This is a genomic window from Halanaerobium kushneri (assembly GCF_900156285.1).
GTDB lineage: Bacteria > Bacillota > Halanaerobiia > Halanaerobiales > Halanaerobiaceae > Halanaerobium > Halanaerobium kushneri.
This window is the reverse complement of sequence record NZ_FTNC01000012.1, coordinates 1-18,717: the sequence shown is the minus strand read 5'-3', so window position 1 is coordinate 18,717 and position 18,717 is coordinate 1. Positions and strand designations below refer to the sequence as shown.

General features: G+C 35.6%; 16 protein-coding genes and 1 riboswitch. Of the genes, 13 read left to right on the top strand and 3 right to left on the bottom strand.

What is annotated here, in order from left to right:
* Nucleotides 1–55 precede the first annotated feature (55 nt).
* The 4 genes from pfkB (at nt 56) to BW929_RS09170 (ending at nt 5,569) form a co-directional block, all read left to right on the top strand.
* On the top strand, nt 56–985 hold the full coding sequence (gene pfkB, locus BW929_RS09185) for a 1-phosphofructokinase (RefSeq protein ID WP_076545192.1): 930 nt from the start codon (nt 56–58) through the stop codon (nt 983–985).
* A 90-nt stretch (nt 986–1,075) separates the two neighbouring features.
* A complete protein-coding gene (locus BW929_RS09180; RefSeq protein ID WP_076545191.1) occupies nt 1,076–2,335 on the top strand; it encodes a zinc-binding dehydrogenase in 1,260 nt (419 codons plus the stop codon).
* Between the two features lie 51 nt (nt 2,336–2,386).
* Nucleotides 2,387–2,665, top strand: a complete 279-nt coding sequence (locus BW929_RS09175) for an HPr family phosphocarrier protein (protein ID WP_076545190.1) — start codon at nt 2,387–2,389, stop codon at nt 2,663–2,665.
* Between the two features lie 231 nt (nt 2,666–2,896).
* On the top strand, nt 2,897–5,569 hold the full coding sequence (locus BW929_RS09170; protein WP_076545189.1) for a glycoside hydrolase family 31 protein: 2,673 nt from the start codon (nt 2,897–2,899) through the stop codon (nt 5,567–5,569).
* Between the two features lie 75 nt (nt 5,570–5,644).
* On the opposite strand, the gene BW929_RS09165 is transcribed toward BW929_RS09170, so the two are convergent.
* Nucleotides 5,645–6,316 carry a DUF3159 domain-containing protein gene (locus BW929_RS09165; RefSeq protein WP_076545188.1) on the bottom strand — a complete coding sequence of 224 codons (672 nt, stop codon included), beginning with the start codon at nt 6,314–6,316 and terminating at the stop codon, nt 5,645–5,647.
* Between the two features lie 164 nt (nt 6,317–6,480).
* Here BW929_RS09165 and BW929_RS09160 point away from each other — a divergent pair, with 164 nt between their 5' ends.
* From BW929_RS09160 to BW929_RS09150, 3 genes are all read left to right on the top strand, one after another.
* Nucleotides 6,481–7,326 (top strand): GGDEF domain-containing protein, encoded by an 846-nt coding sequence (locus BW929_RS09160; protein ID WP_076545187.1) that lies wholly within the window; start codon nt 6,481–6,483, stop codon nt 7,324–7,326.
* A 23-nt stretch (nt 7,327–7,349) separates the two neighbouring features.
* On the top strand, nt 7,350–8,111 hold the full coding sequence (locus BW929_RS09155; protein ID WP_076545186.1) for a Mut7-C RNAse domain-containing protein: 762 nt from the start codon (nt 7,350–7,352) through the stop codon (nt 8,109–8,111).
* 76 nt (nt 8,112–8,187) lie between these two features.
* Nucleotides 8,188–8,838: a metallophosphoesterase family protein gene (locus tag BW929_RS09150; protein WP_076545185.1), complete on the top strand. Its 651-nt coding sequence runs from the start codon at nt 8,188–8,190 to the stop codon at nt 8,836–8,838.
* 80 nt (nt 8,839–8,918) lie between these two features.
* Here the strand turns inward: BW929_RS09150 and nhaC are convergent, their stop codons facing one another.
* A complete protein-coding gene (nhaC, locus tag BW929_RS09145) occupies nt 8,919–10,298 on the bottom strand; it encodes a Na+/H+ antiporter NhaC (RefSeq protein WP_076545183.1) in 1,380 nt (459 codons plus the stop codon).
* A 228-nt stretch (nt 10,299–10,526) separates the two neighbouring features.
* Between nhaC and msrB the strand changes: the two genes are divergently transcribed.
* Nucleotides 10,527–11,726, top strand: a complete 1,200-nt coding sequence (gene msrB, locus BW929_RS09140; RefSeq protein WP_076545181.1) for a peptide-methionine (R)-S-oxide reductase MsrB — start codon at nt 10,527–10,529, stop codon at nt 11,724–11,726.
* Nucleotides 11,727–11,903: 177 nt separating this feature from the next.
* Here the strand turns inward: msrB and nadE are convergent, their stop codons facing one another.
* The gene (gene nadE, locus BW929_RS09135) at nt 11,904–12,698 is read right to left on the bottom strand and encodes an NAD(+) synthase (RefSeq protein ID WP_076545180.1); all 795 of its coding nucleotides are present in this window, start codon (nt 12,696–12,698) and stop codon (nt 11,904–11,906) included.
* Between the two features lie 400 nt (nt 12,699–13,098).
* Between nadE and BW929_RS09130 the strand changes: the two genes are divergently transcribed.
* From BW929_RS09130 to pflA, 5 genes are all read left to right on the top strand, one after another.
* On the top strand, nt 13,099–13,635 hold the full coding sequence (locus tag BW929_RS09130; protein ID WP_076545178.1) for a macro domain-containing protein: 537 nt from the start codon (nt 13,099–13,101) through the stop codon (nt 13,633–13,635).
* Between the two features lie 18 nt (nt 13,636–13,653).
* Nucleotides 13,654–14,160 (top strand): HAD family hydrolase, encoded by a 507-nt coding sequence (locus tag BW929_RS09125; protein ID WP_327077772.1) that lies wholly within the window; start codon nt 13,654–13,656, stop codon nt 14,158–14,160.
* Between the two features lie 38 nt (nt 14,161–14,198).
* Nucleotides 14,199–14,816, top strand: a complete 618-nt coding sequence (locus tag BW929_RS09120; RefSeq protein WP_076545175.1) for a cyclase family protein — start codon at nt 14,199–14,201, stop codon at nt 14,814–14,816.
* 57 nt (nt 14,817–14,873) lie between these two features.
* A riboswitch (ZMP/ZTP riboswitch) is annotated at nt 14,874–14,958 on the top strand.
* A 271-nt stretch (nt 14,959–15,229) separates the two neighbouring features.
* A complete protein-coding gene (gene pflB, locus BW929_RS09115; protein ID WP_076545174.1) occupies nt 15,230–17,458 on the top strand; it encodes a formate C-acetyltransferase in 2,229 nt (742 codons plus the stop codon).
* 72 nt (nt 17,459–17,530) lie between these two features.
* Nucleotides 17,531–18,259 (top strand): pyruvate formate-lyase-activating protein, encoded by a 729-nt coding sequence (gene pflA / locus BW929_RS09110; RefSeq protein WP_076545172.1) that lies wholly within the window; start codon nt 17,531–17,533, stop codon nt 18,257–18,259.
* The last annotated feature ends 458 nt before the right edge of the window (nt 18,260–18,717 follow it).

Sequence of the window (18,717 nt, the reverse complement as noted above, 5' to 3'; positions counted from 1 at the left end):
AAGAGAAGCTCTAAGCGGGGGAGCAAATTAAAATAATTAATAGGGATTGATAATAATGATCAAAACACTAACTTTAAATCCAGCTTTAGATAAAACCATAATTATAGAAAGTTTTAGAATTAATAATTTAAACCGCATCAAAAAAGTACACAAAGATGCTGGAGGTAAGGGGATTAATGTTTCGAAAATGCTTAAAAACTTAGGTCAGCAGAGCACAGCTGCCGGTCTTTTAGGTGGAGCAGCCGGAAATTTTATTATAAATGAAATTAAAAGCTTAGGTATAAAAACAGAATTTATTAAAACTAGTAGGGAAACTAGAACAAATACTAAAATAGTAGATCCAGTTAATAACACATTTACTGATCTTAATGAATCAGGTTCTCCAATTTCTTTCAGACAAATTGAAGAATTAAAGACAAAACTTTTTACTAATTTAAAAACAGATGATATATTAGTTTTAGCAGGTAGTGTTCCAGCTGGAGTTGATAATGATATTTATTTTGAACTCATTAAAGAAGCTAAAAATAGAAAAATTAAAACTATACTGGATGCAGATGGACCACTATTTGAAGCAGGTATAGAAGCAGCACCCACATTAATTAAACCCAATGAACATGAGCTGGAACTTTATTTTAAAAAAGACTTTAAGGATCTAAAGATGATGATTAGAAAAGCAGAAAGTCTCTTAGATAATGGTATTAAAATGATTATGCTTTCTCTGGGCGAAAATGGGGCAGTATTTATTACAGAGCAGGGGAAATATAAAATTGATCCATTAAAGTTAAATGTAAAAAGCACAGTTGGAGCTGGAGATGCGATGGTCGGTGGACTGGCCTATGCTCTGGAAAATAACCTTAATTTAAGGGAAATGATTAAATTTGCAGCCGCTGCCAGCAGTGCAACACTGTTAAGAGATGGTACAGAAATGGGAAGCCTAAAGGATTTAAAAAGGCTCAAAAAATTAATTAGAATCACTGAAATTTAAAGTATCAGTTTTTTTGAAAGTCGGTCCAAAAAATTTTAAAATTTTTGAAGATGATATTAATAATTATAAATAAGAAGGGTGATTAAAGTAATGAAAACAAGAGCAGTTCGAATATATGGTGAAAATGATCTTAGAATGGAAGAATTTGAACTTCCAGAAATTAAAGACGATGAGATTTTAGCTCGAATAGTCTCCAACAGTATCTGTATGTCAACGTATAAAGCTGTAATTCAGGGAGCTCGTCATAAGCGTGTACCTGACGATGTAGCTGAAAATCCAACAATAACCGGTCACGAATTTGCCGGTGAGATCATTAAAGTTGGTAAAAAGTGGCAGGAACAGTTTAAACCAGGGGATAAATTTGCTGTGCAGCCCGCTCTAAATTATAAAGGAAGTCCCTATGCTCCGGGATATTCTTATAAATACTTTGGCGGAAATACTGAATATACAATTATTCCCCAGGAAGTTATGGAACTGGGATATCTTTTAAAATATGAGGGAGAAGGTTTTTACGAAGCTTCACTTTCAGAACCAATGTCCTGTATTTTAGGTGGTTATCACGCTGTTTATCATACAGAAAGCAACAATTATATTCACAAAATGGGAATTGTAGAAGGTGGAAAGCTTGCTTTACTGGGAGCTGCAGGACCAATGGGATTAGGAGCAGTTGATTATGCTCTACATGCAGAACGCAGACCTTCAGTAGTGGTTGTAACTGACATTAATCAGGAGCGTTTAGACAGAGCAGCTTCCTTATTTACTCAGGAAGAGGCAAAAAAGCAGGGGGTTGAACTTCACTTTGTCAATACGGCTGAAATGGAAGATGTGCCAAAAGAATTAAATGATCTGGTTGGTGGTGAAGGATATGATGATGTTTTTGTTTATGCACCGGTAAGAGAACTGGCAGAACAGGGAGATCAAATACTCGGTAAGGACGGCTGCATGAACTTTTTTGCCGGCCCCAGTGATAAGGAACTATCTGCAGAATTTAATTTGTACAATATTCATTATTCCCCAACACATATTATGGGGTCAACTGGTGGTAATGATGATGATATGCGAGAATCCCTTAAAATGTCAGCAGAGGGTAAATTAAATCCAGCTACAATGATTACTCATATTGGTGGCCTGGACAGTGCAGCTGATACAATTCAAAATTTACCAGGAATTCCGGGCGGGAAAAAATTAATTTATACATCAATTGATATGGAATTGACAGCTTTAGATGATTTTACTAAAAAGGGAGAAGAAGATCCCAGATATGCTGATCTGGCAGAAATTATTGCAAAAAATAATGGACTCTGGTCAGCTGAAGCAGAAAAATATTTGCTTGAAAATTTTACAAAATAAGCAAAAGATGATCAAATATTTATAGTATAAAATTAACAGGAGTGAATTATTATGAAAAAGGCAGAATTCATTTTAGAACATGAAGAAGGTTTTCACGCCAGACCGGCAGGAGTTTTTTCGAAACTGGCCAGTAAATTTAAGGCAGATATTGTACTCTTTAAAAATGAAAATCAGGCAAAAGAATATAATCCTAAAAGTATAATCTCGATTATGACTATGGGTGCAACTCAGAATGATAAAATTACCATTCAGGCAGATGGCAGTGATGAGGAAGAAGCAGTCAGTTCGCTGCTTGAACTGGTAGAAAATGATTTTAAATTAGCTGAGTAGAAGGTAACCGAATATCTGGATGGTTTTCCAGATTACGGGGCTGAATTCAGTTGATTAAAATACTATACAGCAACAATAGGCAAAAACCCCTCATTTTGGACAGGTGAGGGGTTTTTGTATTCAAAATAAAATAATAGCTAAAAAAACAACTTTGAAATATTTAGTTTAGAATAAATTTGTTTGATATATCAGTGGGTGTTATAATGAAAAAGTAATTGAAAAAAATAATAAATGAAAAAACTAATGGGAGCTGAAATATATATTATGAAACTTGCCGATCATTTTCAGATTGATTTTAATTCTAAAGCTTCAAAAGAAGCTGTCATTATAGCTGACAATTTAAAAATTACTGTTTTAACCGATCAAATTTTGCGGCTGGAGTTTGACCCGCAAAAAGAATTTGACAGCCGTCCAACACAGCTTATCTGGCAAAGGAAACTTAAATTACCTGATTTTTCTTATCAGCAGGATGAACAGGAGTTATTAGTAGAAACCAGAAATTTAAAATTGAAATATCAAAAAGATAGTAAAGAATTATCTCAAGATAATTTAAAGATAGATATTAAAGCAAATAATGAAAACTGGTTTTATGGAAAGAAAGATGATCAGAATCTTAAGGGAACTTACAGAACTCTGGATGGAATTGAGGGGGCAGTTGAATTAGAAGAGGGGCTGCTTTCAAAATCAGGCTGGACTCTAATTGATGATACAGCAAGTTTGGTTTTTAATGACACTGGTTGGCTGGAGGCTCGTAATAAAGGAGATGAATATCAGGATTTATATTTTCTGGCCTATGGAGATGACTATCAGAAAATATTGAATGATTTTTCTAAACTTACCGGAGATATTCCCCTACTTCCTCGCTGGGCTTTAGGTAACTGGTGGAGTCGGTACTGGGAGTATTCTGCTCAGGAACTAAAAGAATTGATGCTGGAGTTTGAAGAAAAGGAAATTCCACTTTCAGTCTGTATTATTGATATGGACTGGCATCAGGTCGAAAATAAATATACAAGTGGCTGGACAGGCTACAGCTGGAATCGAGAATTTTTTCCAAAACCAAAGGAATTTATTCATTGGCTGCATAATAGAGGCCTAAAAACTGCCCTTAATCTTCACCCTGCTGATGGAGTTCATCCCCATGAAGAGCAGTATCAACAATTTGCAGAATTTATGCAGCTTGACCCCAAAAGTGAAGAGGGAATTAAATTTGACTTGAGTGATCTTGATTTTATCAATGGCTATTTTAAATTTCTTCATAATCCGCTGGAAGATGAAGACGGAATTGATTTCTGGTGGCTGGACTGGCAGCAGGGGACAGACAGTGGTCTGGAAGGGGTTGATCCACTCTGGGGTCTAAATCATCTTCATTATTACGATCTGGCCCGAAATCTTAACAAGCGCAATTTTATTTTTTCTCGCTGGGGTGGTCTGGGGAGTCATCGCTATCCAATTGGATTTTCTGGAGACACAGTAGTCAGCTGGGATTCGCTTAAATTTCAACCGTACTTCACTGCCACTGCTTCCAATGTGCTTTATGGCTGGTGGAGTCATGATATCGGCGGTCACTGTATGGGAACTGAAGATCCTGAATTATATACCCGCTGGCTGCAGTTTGGAGTTTTCAGCCCGATAATGAGACTTCATTCCACCAAAGACCCTTATCTTGACCGGAGACCCTGGGGCCACGGGGCTGAGGTCTTTGAGATTGCAAAGAAATATATGCAGCTCAGACATCAGCTGATTCCCTATCTTTATACCCATAGCTACAGGGCAAAAGAAACTGCTCTTTCTCTAATCAGACCAATGTACTATCAGGAAAAGTCTGAGCCGGCATATTCACTTCCAGATCAGTACTACTTTGGCAGTGAACTGATTGCAGCTCCATTTTTAAAACCGGCTAATGAAATGACCAATCTAAGTCAGCAGACAGTCTGGCTACCTGAAGGAGAATGGTTTGATTTCTTCAGCGGCGAATATTACGAAGGTGATAGCTGGTATCAGATCTATGGAGATCTCTCAGATTTTCCACTATTTGCAAAAGCCGGAGCGATTATTCCGCTGGCAGGAGAAATTAACTTTGGCGACAGCTCCAATCCAGAAAAGCTAAAAGTAGAAATTTTCCCGGGTGCAGATAATAAATTTGAGCTATTTGAAGATAATGGGGCGGCAGCAGAATCTGAGCTAAAAACAGCCAAAACCACTTTCAAAAATAGCTGGCAGCAGGATCTGCTAATTTTTGAGATTGAGCAACTTCAGGGTGAGGCAGAAGTTATTCCGAGAGACCGCTGTCTGCAGCTTAATTTTAGAAATCTTAGAAGTCCTAAAGTTGAGATAAAATCTGATGGCAAAAAAATTGACTTCAAAAGTAGTTATGATCAAAAAGTAGGAACTTTAAAGCTTGAATTTGATTATGATCCAGAAAAAAGTTATCAGATTAAAATAAAAAATAACAATGAATTAATAGATAAAAAAGATTTACGAGTAGATAAAATCAAAAGAATGCTCAAAAACTTTAAGCTGGAAACAGTAGTCAAAACTGAGCTTGCTCAAAGTATAGAAAAAGCTGCTGCCGATAATATAGGAGCAGAATTCTTAGAGCGTTTTGAAGCTGTGCTTTCGAGCTTGCAAATGAAAACTTTAATTGAAATGCTCTACAGCTGCGGCTCAAGCAGAATTAAGAATGCAGATACAGATCAGCTCCTGATTTTTAAAGGTGATTTAGAAAAGATGAGCTTTAACTTTTCTCAGGCTGCTTTAACAAAAGGACATCACAGGGCAGAAATGAAAAGAGAAAAAGAGGAGATCAAAGATTTCAAGCTGATTGATCTCAAAAATATTAACTCAGATCAGTGGAGCTTGGAAATTAATTACACTGATTTTATTAAAGAGAGATTCACCAATTAAGATATTAAAAGGTCACGCCTGCAAAAAATTTGCAGCTGCGTGACCTTTTTGATTTAAGATAAAAGTATGCAACTATTAAAATCCCCTTTTCTGGCCATCCCAGGGTGGTTCTTTTTCTTTTTTAAATTCATCAACTCCCGGTCCCCCAAGATTATTCAGGCGCCAGACTCCATAGATGTAGCTGATTATTAAAACCACTGAAATCGCAGGCCAGCCAAGTATAATATTAACCCAGGCCAGGTTGAGCACAGCTTCACTAAAAAATAGATTGAGCTGAATTGTAAGCCTCAGTCCAAAATAAATTGCCCAGAAAATTGTGACCTCTCTGTAGGCAGGTTTAACATCATCCCGCCAGAACCAAGCTAAAGGCCAGCCCCGACTCAGATGACTCGCCCAGGCTGCAAGGGGTTTTCCGACCAAAAGGGTAATCAGAGCAGCCAGCAAAAATAGGCTTGAAGAAGTAAGGGCAGGTATAAAATAACTGCTGGCATTATTGCTCAGATAGGCCAGGGAAGAAGCAAAAATAACCCCCACAAGACCTCCCAGAGAATACTTCCAGTTTTCTTTTTTGATGAGCCTTCTTGTAAAATTAAATAAAGCTGTAGTTACAGCCAAAATAACTGCAGGCAGCAGTCCAAAAATAGAGTTGCTGACAGCATAAACCAGAGGTGGCAGCAGTGCATCAAAAGTTTTATTTAAAAAAACAGAGCGTAATTCTTCCAGGATTTCTTCTTTATTTACATCCATTTTTGATCGCCCCTTTATAAGTTATTTAAACTTAAGTTATTTATTCTAAAATCATTATATAAAAAAATCTTTACTTAGGCAAAATTAAAAGGGTTTTGTAATTTAATCTTGAACTATTTAATAAGGTTTATCACTATAATGATTAAGGGTGAGGAGTTATGGACTTGAAAACAAATAAAAATCAAATAATTAACATCTTAACTTATCTTTTTTTATTTATGATTGTTCTAATATTAATTTCAAAATTTAATGCTGGGGGTATTAATGATAGAATAGATTATCTATTTGCTTTTTCATATTTTTTGATTTTTTTCATTATCTATGATAATTTCTTAAAAAATACAGATGACCTAAAGAATCTTTTAATCTGGCTCTTACAGGTAGTATTATATGTAATATTTTTGTTTTTAGAATATTATACAGTAATTAAATTCTTTATTCTATTTCAGGTTCTTTTTGGAGTTATCTCCAGCGGTAAGCAGATTAAAACTTTCAAAAAGCAGAACAAAAAAATTAAATACTTAAGTTTTCACGATGAAATGACCGGTCTCCACAACCGCAGGTTTTTTGAAAATAAGCTTGAAGATTTTAATGATCCTGAAAAGCATAATCTCTCAGTAATTATAGCTGATATTAATAATCTGAAGGTAATTAATGATAATCACGGTCATAAAAAAGGAGATCAGTATATCAAATCTGCTGCCGGGCTGTTAAAATCTGAGCTGAGGCAGAAAGATATTATCTGCAGAATTGGCGGAGACGAATTTGCCATTATTTTACCGGATACTGATCGGAAGGATTGTAATAGGATTATAAAAAGAATTAAGACAAAGGTTAAAAGACATCCAGAAAAATTTTTCAGCATTGCTTTTGGTCACATATATGAAAGTCATAAATATGATACTCTGGAAGAGATGATTAATGCTGCTGATCGAAAAATGTATCTTAATAAGAAAAAAGTTAAGAAGAGGCTGAATTTGGATTTAGAAAGAAAAGAGCTCTGTGAGTAATTGCTCTTGAGGAAGTGGTTTATATGAAAAAAATCAAATTAAGATTTTATGGATATTTAAATAAATTTATTAGTGTAGATCAGAGCAAGAATCTTGGGCTTATAGATGATCGTTATTATCTTCATAATTATCGAGGCCGGCAGACAATTAAAGATAGAATCGAAAGTATAGGGGTTCCTCATTCAGAGATAGCTTTGATTTTAAAAAATGGCAGACCAGTTAATTTTTCTTATCTTGTTCAGCCGGAAGATTTTTTCTCAATTTACCCTTATTTTTACAATTTTGAGCTGCAGGAAACTAAAAAACTGCTGCCTGAGTACCCTGGGAAACCAAAATTTATTTTAGATGTTCATTTAGGTAGACTGGCTCGCTATCTGAGGCGTTTTGGTTTTGATACTGCATATAGAAATGACTATCTGGATCGACAGATTGTAGAAATTTCAATTAAAGAAAAAAGAATTATTTTAAGCAGAGATCTCGGCCTTTTAATGAGAAAAAGAGTCAAGTGGGCCAGTTTTATCCGGGATGATGACCCCCAAAAACAGCTAAAAGAGGTATTTGATCGATACAGTTTATCTAATTATTATCAAGGAGAAAGTCGCTGTGTTAACTGTAATGGTGAATTAAAAAAAGTTGATAAAAAGAAAATAGTCGAAAGACTGGAGCCAAAAACAAAGAAATATTATAATGACTTTAGATACTGCAGTAAATGTGACAAAATTTACTGGAGAGGCTCACATTATGAAAAAACGGAAAAACTGCTGGAAAAAATAGCTCCTGATTAACTTCTAATTTTAAATGATTAATAATTTTAAACAGCTGTGTTATAATAAAAGAAAGTAGTAAGTGGAGGTGGCTTAAATGGGTGAATATGTAATAGGTGATATTCACGGAGAAATAGAAGCTTTAAAAACAATCATCAATAAAATTAATTATGACTCGACAGAGGATAAGTTAATATTTCTTGGTGACTATATAGATAGAGGTTCTGATTCCTACCATGTTTATCGATATATTAAAAAACTTGATAATGGAAGCAATATTTTCATTAGAGGAAATCATGAAGAAATGATGATTGATGCAGTTTTGAATAAAAATAACAAGGGGCTCTGGTATCATAATGGAGGCCGGGCAACAGAAAGAAGTTTTCCCAATTATTCAGAGCTGGAAGAGGCCGCTAATTTTTTTGATTCTCTACCTTATCAATATACAGATGGGAATTATATATTTGTTCATGCCGGTATTCGACCTGATCTAAAATTGACAGAACAGTCAGAACACGATCTAGTCTGGATTCGATATAAATTTCTGGAGGCAGAAGCAGAAAATTTTAAAGAGAAAAGAACAATAGTTGCCGGACATACTCCAGTAGCAGAAGTTAAATTTCAAGGAAATAAGATCCTAATGGATACTGGGGCTGGTAAGGGTGGAATATTAAGTGCCATTAATTTAAAAACTAAAAAAGTATATACTTCTGCAGAAAAAAATCCAATTGCTTCACTACTCTTTTAAAACAAAATAAATTAACTTTTAATAAAGAAGCTGGCTCAAAAATAGTATAGTTAATGAGCCAGTTTTAAATTTTTAAACTATTATTCTTCACTTTGAAAAATAAAATTACCGCTAAAGGCATAAAATACAGCAATAATTGGTGCCAGAAAAGATAAGAAAGTATAGGGTATATAACTAAAACCGATATCCATTACATTCTGAATATAAACAGAAACAACTCCCCAGGGCAGGATAGCACAACCGAGAGTTGAGGCAGTCTCCAGAGTACGTGAAAGAACATTATTATTAACCTTCATTTCCTGATAGGCTGGAGCTAGAGTTCTCCCAGGGATAACAATGGAAACAAACATTTCTCCCGTAGCCAGCAGCATAATATAAGCTGAAGTAAGAGAAATTAAAATTAAATCCCTTGGTTTTTTAATAAAGTTAAGCAGTGAATCTAAAATTGATTCTAAAATTTTTGCTTTTTCTAAAATTCCTCCCATTGCGGTTCCGGCCATAATAATAGCAACTGTACTCATCATATTATTAATTCCGCCCTGAGTTAAAAGGCTGTCTAAAAGTTCCATTCCAGTATCAGCCTGATAACCACTGGCAGCTGCATGTAAAATTTCTGCAAAACTTGCCCCCTGAGTTAAAATAGCAAAAAGAGAAGCTGTAAGAAAGCTAATTGAAAGAGAAGCGATTGCAGGCACCTTAAATAGTGAAAGCAAGAGCATTAGAGCAGGTGGTATTAAAGTCCAGAGAGAAATATTAAAATTTTGGCTCAGACTGTTTAAAATTTGATTAATATTAGTCAGATTAGCACCGTTTTCCAGATAGGATGTTCCAATAAAAGCATATAAGCTTAAACTGATCAGAGCGGCTGGGGCTGAGACATAAAGCATAGATTTAATATGTTCAAAAAGTCCTGTGCTGCTCATGGCAGCAGTTAAATTTGTAGAATCGGACATTGGCGAAATTTTATCTCCCAGCATAGCTCCAGAGACAATTGCTCCAACAGTAATTGCTTTTGGAACTCCCAGTCCTTCCGCAACCCCCAGCAGTACAATCCCCATTGTAGCAATTGTTCCAAAAGAGCTCCCAATTAAAATGGAAGTAATGGCTGCCAGAAGAAAGGCGGCCGGTAAAAAGATGCCTGGACTTAAAAGTTCCAGCCCATAGTAAACCATAGTCTGAATAGTACCTGATAAAATCCAGCTGCCAATTACCATGCCAATAATTATTAAAATTAATGAGGCTCCGAGTGCGTTTTTTATTCCATTAATCATTCCATTTTCAATTTCATTCCAGCTTAAACCAAGATAGAGCCCTGCCAGGGCAGCAGTCATTGTTCCCAGGACTAAAGCTGTCTCCAGAACTAAAGCTGTTCTAATCGAAATTAAAATAACGGCAATTACTGACAGTAGAATGATAACTGCAATTTTGGAATCTGGTTTTTTTCTTTTTGCTTTATTCATTTTTAATCAACTTCCTTATTATGTATTTATCTTATTTATAATATGCACATTGTTTATATCATAACTATTTTTTTAATTAAAATCAAATTATTTTAGGATTTTTAAGAAGGCAAATAATTTAAATTTAATCTTGAGTAATCTACTTACTATTAATTTATTAATATTAATCTTATTATAGCATTAGCAGGGCAGGATATTATATCTTTTTATATACAGGAGGTAGATTAGATGAATTATTTATTAGTTGTTTTCATTATTTTGCTAAGTGTTTTGGGTATGACGCTAAATGGGTTGGCTCAGACTGAAATTTCCTATGATCAGCAAATGAATCAGGTAGATACTAAAACTGCTACATTTGCTCTTGGCTGTTTCTGGGGACCTGATGCGTCTTTTGGTGCTCTCGAAGGTGTTGTTAGAACAAGAGTTGGTTATGCTGGTGGAACTACAGAGAACCCAAGTTATAAGATGATTGGTGATCACACAGAAACAATTGAAATTGATTATAATCCGGAGATTATATCTTACAGAGAACTGCTCCAGATTTTCTTTAACAGTCATGACCCCTATAGTCAGGCTTATTCCAGACAGTATGCTTCTTTGATTCTTTATCATAATTCAGAACAGAAGCAAATAGCTCTGGAAATGAAAGAAAAACTGGAGGCTGAAAGCGGAAAAGAAATAAAAACTGAGATTAAAAAATTAGATCGATTCTATCTGGCTGAAGATTATCATCAGAAATTTAGACTTCAACAGCAGGTAGCTTTTAGAGATCATTATTTAGAACAAATGACTATGAAAGAGTTTATTAACTCTCCTTCAGTAACGAAAGTAAACGGATATATTACCGGTAATGGTGAGCGAGATAATATTATAAAAAATATTGCTGAACTTGGTTTAACTTCTGAACTTCAGGAAAGGCTTTTAGAAAAAAATAGTATTGATCCAGCTGAATGTGTAACTTTCTGTAAGACTGAAGATGCGGAAAATGTAATAATTAATGAAGAAGAAAGTGATCAGGAATTAAGAGCCCGCCTTACTGACCTTCAATATAAGGTGACTCAGCTTAATGCAACAGAACCTGCTTTTAACAATCAGTACTGGGATAACAAAGAGCCCGGTATTTATGTAGATGTTGTTTCAGGTGAGCCTCTTTTTTCTTCAACCGATAAATTTGAATCTGGTTCTGGTTGGCCCAGTTTTACCAAGCCGCTGGTTGAAGATAATCTAGTTGAAGTTGAAGATAACTCACTCTGGATGACCAGAATAGAAGTAAGGTCCAAAAAAGCAGATTCTCATCTAGGGCATGTATTTGCAGATGGCCCGGGGCCAACAGGTTTGAGATACTGTATTAATTCTGCGGCTTTAAGATTCATTTCAGCTGAAGATCTGGCTGAAGAAGGTTATGAGGAATATAAAGATTTATTCTAAAAACTAATGTACAGGTATGTACAGGTACCGTGAACAACCCGATATATAAGTTATTTTGTCGAAAACACGTTAAATTCAGCAAAATAAAATAAAAAGCTACAAAAACTGACAGGTGCCGTGTACCTGTCAGTTTTTGTGATTATTTGTCATTTGAAATTATTTTTAAAAGTATTAAAATTACTCAGCAATTTGAAAAGTTGGAACATTTTCTTTTTCCCTGGCAGCATCAATCAATTCTTTAACCCGTTTGACATCTCCCTCTTCAAATTTGGAGAGATCATCATGATTGTTGATTGATTCATAGATTTTATCAAAATTTTCATAACTGATACCAAATTCTTTTTCATCACGATCACTTTCATCTCCGCGGCAGCCACCTGTAGGGGGTCTATTGATAATTTCTTTCGGAATTCCTAAAACTTCTGCCAGTTCCCAGACCTGAGTTTTATTTAAATCACCAATTGGTCTCATATCTGTTCCACCATCACCATAAAGAGTATAATATCCGGTTAGAATTTCACTTTTATTACTGGTTCCCATAACTACATAGTTCTTTTTCTCAGCAATATAATAGAGAGTCATCATTCTTAATCTTGTTTGGATATTCTGTTCTGCCGGATTTGGAGTGGGAATTTTGGTCTGAGGCCAGTGATTCTGTTCATTTTCTTCAATGTCTATGTTCTTTAAGGTATTTTCAAGAGGTTTATTAATTTCCTTCATATTTACCTTAAGAGTCTCTATATCAAACTTATCAGCCAGCAGCTCAGCATATTCTACATCTTTAGTGATTGTACCATTTGCTGGTAGCATAACTCCCAGAACATTTTCTCCAAAAGCCTTTTTAGCAAGAGCCCCAACAACAGAGGAATCGATCCCTCCACTAAGTCCAACTACAACTCCATCAGCATTTCTTGCTTCAACCTGTTCCTGCATCCATTTCTGAATATCGTCTGCTAAATTTTCATCAATCATTTTTACTATTACCTCCCAGAGAAAGTAATTTTTTATCTTTTAAGATTAATTCCACTATGGATTATAGGAAAGATTAGAAGTTGTGTCAAAATATATAGACTCAAAAATAAAATTTATAAACTATTAGCTATTATTAAAGCATTAATACTCTAAAATAATCTCATTAAGTTAATCTAACTTGCAAATTGATACTGTATGATATTTATTTATTTTTATAATTATCAGAAAATTTAAATTAAGAATTCAAACTTTTTGTTCTGTTTAAAAAGGAAATCATAAACAGTTAAAGAATTATATAAGTAACAGGTAATAAAGATTTTGAAGCCTGTAGATTTATTAATATTTTAATAATTGTAAAACAGTTAAGGTTTCTAAATTATATTTTGAAAGGAGGATTTTTATGAACTTTCAAATTGAGGAAATTTTACTGGAGCTGATTCAGGGAGATATAACAGATCAGAAGGACATTGAGGCTGTAGTCAATGCAGCAAATGCTCAGTTAAAGATTGGAGGAGGAGTTGCCGGTGCTATTCACAGAGCGGCTGGGCCCGAACTCGAAAAAGCCTGCAGAAATCTGGCACCAATAAATCCAGGAGAAGCAGTTATAACAGAGGCTTTTCAGCTGCCAAATCAGTATGTAATTCATACTCTGGGTCCTGTTTATGGTCGTGATAAACCAGAAGCTGATATACTTGGCAGATGCTATAAAAATTCTTTGAAACTTGCTGCAGCCAATAGAATTAAAAGTATTGCTTTTCCTGCAATTTCTACGGGTGCTTTTGGCTATCCTACAGAAGAGGCTGCTGAAGTAAGTATAAGAACTGTCAAAGAAATGGCATCAGAATTAAAAAATATTAAGATAATTAGATTTGTACTTTATAATAAAGATGATCTCAGAACATTTGAAAGTCAGGCGAATAAGATTTTAACTCAATAAGATAAAACTTGCAGACGGGTGGGGGTCGCACTTCAATTATCTAAGGAGGAATATATGCTAGATCTCAATATACCAGGATGTAAAAATCTAAAAGTAGAAAAAATTGTTTTCGACCTTAATGGAACTTTAGCCTGTGATGGTAAACTAATAGCAGGGGTAAAAGAGAGCATCAACAGGCTGTCAGAAGAATTTGAAATTTATATTCTAACTGCAGATACACTTGGAAATGCAGAAAGTTTGCTTCGGGATCTAAAGGCAGAAGTGGTAATAATTGAAGGTAATGATGGCAGCAAATTTAAGGCTGATTTTGTAGAAAAACTGGGCAGAAAACGGGTTATAGCTGTTGGTAATGGCAATAATGATGCTCAGATGCTTAAAAACGCTGAGCTGGGGATAGCAATTATCGGTCCTGAGGGTACTGCCAGGGCTGCACTCCTGGGAGCAGAATTAATTAGTAGAGAGATTAATGACGTTTTTGATCTAATTTTTAATCCGGACCGGATTAAGGCAACTTTAAGAAAATAGTTTGACCAATTTAAGACGGCATAAAAGGGAGGTTAATTGTGTCAGAATTGATTGATTTAAGTTATGAAATTTATAACGGAATGCCTGTATATCCAGGGGATATAGAAGTTGAGCTGGTTAATAATAAGAAAATTGTCCGCGATGGTTACTGTAATCATAATTTAAAAATTGGAATGCATGCCGGGACCCATCTTGATTTACCGGCTCATATGCTGGAAGATGTTCGTAATGCAGCTGATATTTCTCTTAATTCAATTTCTGGTCAGGCGAAAATGATCTATGCTGTAAGTAAAGAGGTTATTAATCTAAAGGATATATATAAATCTGTTATAGAAAAAAATGATATTGTTATTATTTATACAGGTCTGGAGAAGGAATATGGAAATAAACAATATTATAGTAAGCATCCTATCATTTCCGAAGAATTTGCTGATTTTTTAATTGCAAAAGAAATAAAACTGCTGGGTTTTGATATGCCATCACCTGATTACAGCCCATTTAAAATACATCAAAAATTTTTTGAAAATGATATTTTTATTCTCGAAAATCTCTGTAATTTAGAAAAACTGCTGGGATTAAAATCATTTAAAATTTTTGTTTTTCCCCTTAAAGTTAGAGCTGAAGCGGCTCCCTGTCGAGTTGCAGCAGAAATTTAGATTTGACACTCAAAAAACAATCTGCTAAACTATAAAATGTAGTTTTAAATTTAAATAATTGGATTATATGACTGGCGGATAAATATGGATCTAACCATAGGGGAATATAATCTTTAGTAAATCGCCCGCCTGGATATTGAGTAATTCTTTATCCGGGGGGCGATTTTTTTGTTTTTATATAGATTTTAGACTAAAAGAAAGCTAATGTAATCTAATTTACAATTACGCTCCTACAACAAAGCATAGTAAAATACTCAGGATTTGACGTTGGTAATTTTTTCTGCTAAGATTAGAATGAAATTCAGCTTAAAAGATGAAAATCAATTTACTGGAAAGGTAGGATAAATTTGCTTACTCATAAATATCTTTTAAGCAGCCAATAAGATTATAAGACTAAAAGAGGAGGATTTTTAATGGATTTTGATACTTTGGAATTAAAGGGTCAAAGATGGGAAGAAGAAATTGATGTTAGAGATTTTGTTCAGCAAAATTATACTCCTTATACAGGAGGATCAGATTTTTTAGAGGGGCCAACCTCAAGAACTGAAGATCTCTGGCGGCAGAGTTCCGAACTTTTAAAAAAAGAAAGAGAAAATGATGGTGTTCTGGCCATTGATACAGAAATAGTTGCAGATATCAACGCCTATGATGCCGGTTATATAGACCGGGATAAAGAAATAATTGTTGGACTGCAGACCGATCAACCCTTAAAGAGAACCTTAAACACCTATGGTGGGATCAGAATGGCCCGTCAGGCAGCAGAAGCTTACGGGGAAAAGGTAGATCCCGAAATAGATGAGATTTTTACTAAATATAGAAAGACCCACAATGATGGAGTTTATGACGCCTATACTCCAGAAATTAGAGAGATCAGACGTTCCGGGGTAATTACCGGTCTCCCTGATGCTTATGGCCGTGGTAGAATAATTGGTGATTATAGAAGGGTAGCTCTTTACGGAGTCGATAGACTGATTGAAGCCAAAAAAGAGGATAAAGCCAATTTAAAAAGTCCGATGACAGAAGAGACTATTCGTCTGCGGGAAGAGGTTAGTGATCAGATTAAAGCTCTGAAAAAGTTAAAGGGGCTCGGGGAAACCTACGGCTGTGATCTATCACGTCCGGCTGAAAATGCAGAAGAGGCGGTACAGTGGACCTATCTTGCCTATCTGGCTGCAATTCAGGAAAATAATGGTGCTGCAATGTCCTTTGGGCGGGTGGCAGAATTCTTTGATATTTACATTGAACAAGATATTGAAGCTGGTAGACTGACTGAAAAAGAGGCTCAGGAAATCATTGATGATTTTGTGATTAAACTGAGGCTTGCCCGCCAGCTGAGGACTCCAGCCTACAATGAGCTTTTTAGTGGTGACCCACTCTGGGTGACAATTGTACTTGGTGGAATCGGAATTGATACCAGACCTTTAGTTACTAAGACCAGCTACCGTATTTTAAACACCCTTTATAATCTCGGTCCGGCACCGGAACCAAACCTGACTGTTCTCTGGTCAGATAAGCTGCCTGAGAGTTTTAAAAACTACTGTACAAAGGTTTCTAAAGATACAAGCTCATTGCAGTATGAAAATGATGATTTGATGCGCCGCAATTTTTCCGATGATTACGGAATCGCCTGCTGTGTATCAGCAATGACACCGGGTAAAGATATTCAGTACTTTGGTGCTCGCTGTAATCTGCCTAAAACCTTACTTTACTCACTCAATGGTGGTAAAGATGAGAAAACAGGAGCTCAGGTAGGACCAGAATTCAAACCCTATGAGGGTGAGGTTTTGGAATATGATCAGGTGATGGAAAACTTTGACCGCTTCCTCGACTGGTTGAGCGAAAAATATGTAGATGCCTTAAATATTATTCACTATATGCACGATAAATATGCCTATGAGGCGGTTCAGATGGCCCTTCATGATACAGAAGTTCAGCGAATTATGGGCTTTGGAGTGGCAGGACTTTCAATAATTGCTGACTCTTTAAGTGCTATTAAATATGCAGAAGTTAAGCCGATTAGAAATGCTGAAGGGATGATCATTGATTTTGAAATTAACGGTGATTTTCCTAAATATGGTAATGATGACGATCGGGTTGATGAACTGGCTGTAGAAGTAGTTAAACTCTTTATTAATAAATTAAAACAGCATCAGCTTTATCGGGATGCTATTCATTCAATGTCAGTGCTGACTATTACCTCAAATGTAGTTTATGGTAAAAAAACAGGTGCTACTCCAGATGGTAGAGAGGCAGGAGAGGCCTTTGCTCCGGGAGCAAATCCAATGCACGGCAGAGATACTTCAGGTGCTTTAGCCTCACTAAACTCTGTGGCTAAAATTCCATATGAGTACTGCCAGGATGGTATTTCTAATACCTTTTCCATAGTGCCAAAAGCACTGGGTAAATCTGAGGTGGCCCAGGTTAAGAATCTAACTTCGATTCTGGACGGTTATTTTGGTCAGGGTGCACATCACTTAAATGTAAATGTTTTAAAGCGCGAAACTCTGCTTGATGCGGTTGAGCATCCGGAAGAGTATCCACAGCTCACTATTCGAGTTTCCGGTTATGCAGTTAACTTTATTAAGCTGACAGCTGAACAGCAGCAGGAAGTAATCGCGAGGACTTTCCATAAAAGTATTTAATGGTAGATAGGTACCGGTTACTTGGAGATTATTTCCAAGCACCCGGTACCATCAACCACAAAGGAGGTTAAAATGGCTGAAGGATATATTCATTCCACTGAAAGTATGGGCACTGTTGATGGACCGGGAATCCGCTTTGTTGTTTTTACTCAGGGCTGTCCCCTGCGCTGTCAGTACTGCCATAACCCTGACACCTGGAAGTTAAAGGAAGGAAAAAAAGTTAGTACAGAAGCACTGATGGAGAAAATAAGAAAGATCAAACCATATATTGAACGCTCCGGTGGTGGCCTCACAATTTCTGGTGGTGAGCCGACAATGCAGCCAGAATTTACTATTGATCTCTTAAAAAAGGCAAAGGAAGAGGGGCTGCACACGGCCATAGATACATCTGGTTTTGTGGACCCGGAAAAATTTAAGAAATTTCTGCCCTATCTGGATCTAGTACTCCTGGATATTAAGACAATGGATGATCTGGTTCACCAAAAATTAACCGGAGTCAGCAATCAAAAGACTCTTAAATTAGTAGAGTTTCTGGAGAAAGAAGAACAGCCTTACTGGGTCAGACAGGTTATTGTACCTGGAATCACAGATGATCTAAATAAAATGAAAAAATTTGCAGAATATCTGCAGCCAAAAGAATATTTAAAAAAAATTGAACTGCTTCCCTACCACGAATTAGGTAAATATAAGTGGGAAAATTTAGGGCTGGAGTATAAGCTGGCTGCTGTAAAACCACCTTCTGAAAAGAAAATGGCAGAGCTGAATGCTATTTTTAAAAACTATAAAATTAATATAGCCTGAACAGCCTGAAATAAGCTGTTTTGTCAAACTTTCTAAATTCCCCGATTGAGAGTATTCTTAATCGGGGCTTTCTGTTTTTATGTCGAAATTTATGTTATAATGATCTAACACTAAATTAAACTTGAATTCGGCAAGTAAAAATACCGAATCCAGTTATGATAGTCTTTAAACAGTAAATCTAGTTCAAATTTTTTTGAATAAAAAAATAGAATCTCCTCTTGGTTTTATGGTAAAATGTTTTTAGGACAAAAAACCATACCAAAACCAAAAAGGAGATTCTGATATGAGTTTACCACAAAACAACAATAAAATAAATAGTTTTAACAAATTAAATATTCCAGCTAAATTTGATAGTGATACTGTGTCTAGTTGTCCAGCCTTTTCTTATCTGGAAGCTGCTAAATCCTGTATAGATTTTAAATCTTTAATTTCAGATAATATTAGCTATCAAAAAGCAG

Coding starts and splice junctions, on each gene's coding strand:
- msrB (WP_076545181.1), top strand. CDS start 10,527: ATGAATTATTTATTAGTTGTTTTCATTATTTTGCTAAGTGTTTTGGGT.
- nadE (WP_076545180.1), bottom strand. CDS start 12,698: ATGATTGATGAAAATTTAGCAGACGATATTCAGAAATGGATGCAGGAA.
- BW929_RS09175 (WP_076545190.1), top strand. CDS start 2,387: ATGAAAAAGGCAGAATTCATTTTAGAACATGAAGAAGGTTTTCACGCC.
- pflB (WP_076545174.1), top strand. CDS start 15,230: ATGGATTTTGATACTTTGGAATTAAAGGGTCAAAGATGGGAAGAAGAA.
- BW929_RS09155 (WP_076545186.1), top strand. CDS start 7,350: ATGAAAAAAATCAAATTAAGATTTTATGGATATTTAAATAAATTTATT.
- BW929_RS09130 (WP_076545178.1), top strand. CDS start 13,099: ATGAACTTTCAAATTGAGGAAATTTTACTGGAGCTGATTCAGGGAGAT.
- pfkB (WP_076545192.1), top strand. CDS start 56: ATGATCAAAACACTAACTTTAAATCCAGCTTTAGATAAAACCATAATT.
- BW929_RS09180 (WP_076545191.1), top strand. CDS start 1,076: ATGAAAACAAGAGCAGTTCGAATATATGGTGAAAATGATCTTAGAATG.
- BW929_RS09150 (WP_076545185.1), top strand. CDS start 8,188: ATGGGTGAATATGTAATAGGTGATATTCACGGAGAAATAGAAGCTTTA.
- pflA (WP_076545172.1), top strand. CDS start 17,531: ATGGCTGAAGGATATATTCATTCCACTGAAAGTATGGGCACTGTTGAT.
- nhaC (WP_076545183.1), bottom strand. CDS start 10,298: ATGAATAAAGCAAAAAGAAAAAAACCAGATTCCAAAATTGCAGTTATC.
- BW929_RS09165 (WP_076545188.1), bottom strand. CDS start 6,316: ATGGATGTAAATAAAGAAGAAATCCTGGAAGAATTACGCTCTGTTTTT.
- BW929_RS09170 (WP_076545189.1), top strand. CDS start 2,897: ATGAAAAAACTAATGGGAGCTGAAATATATATTATGAAACTTGCCGAT.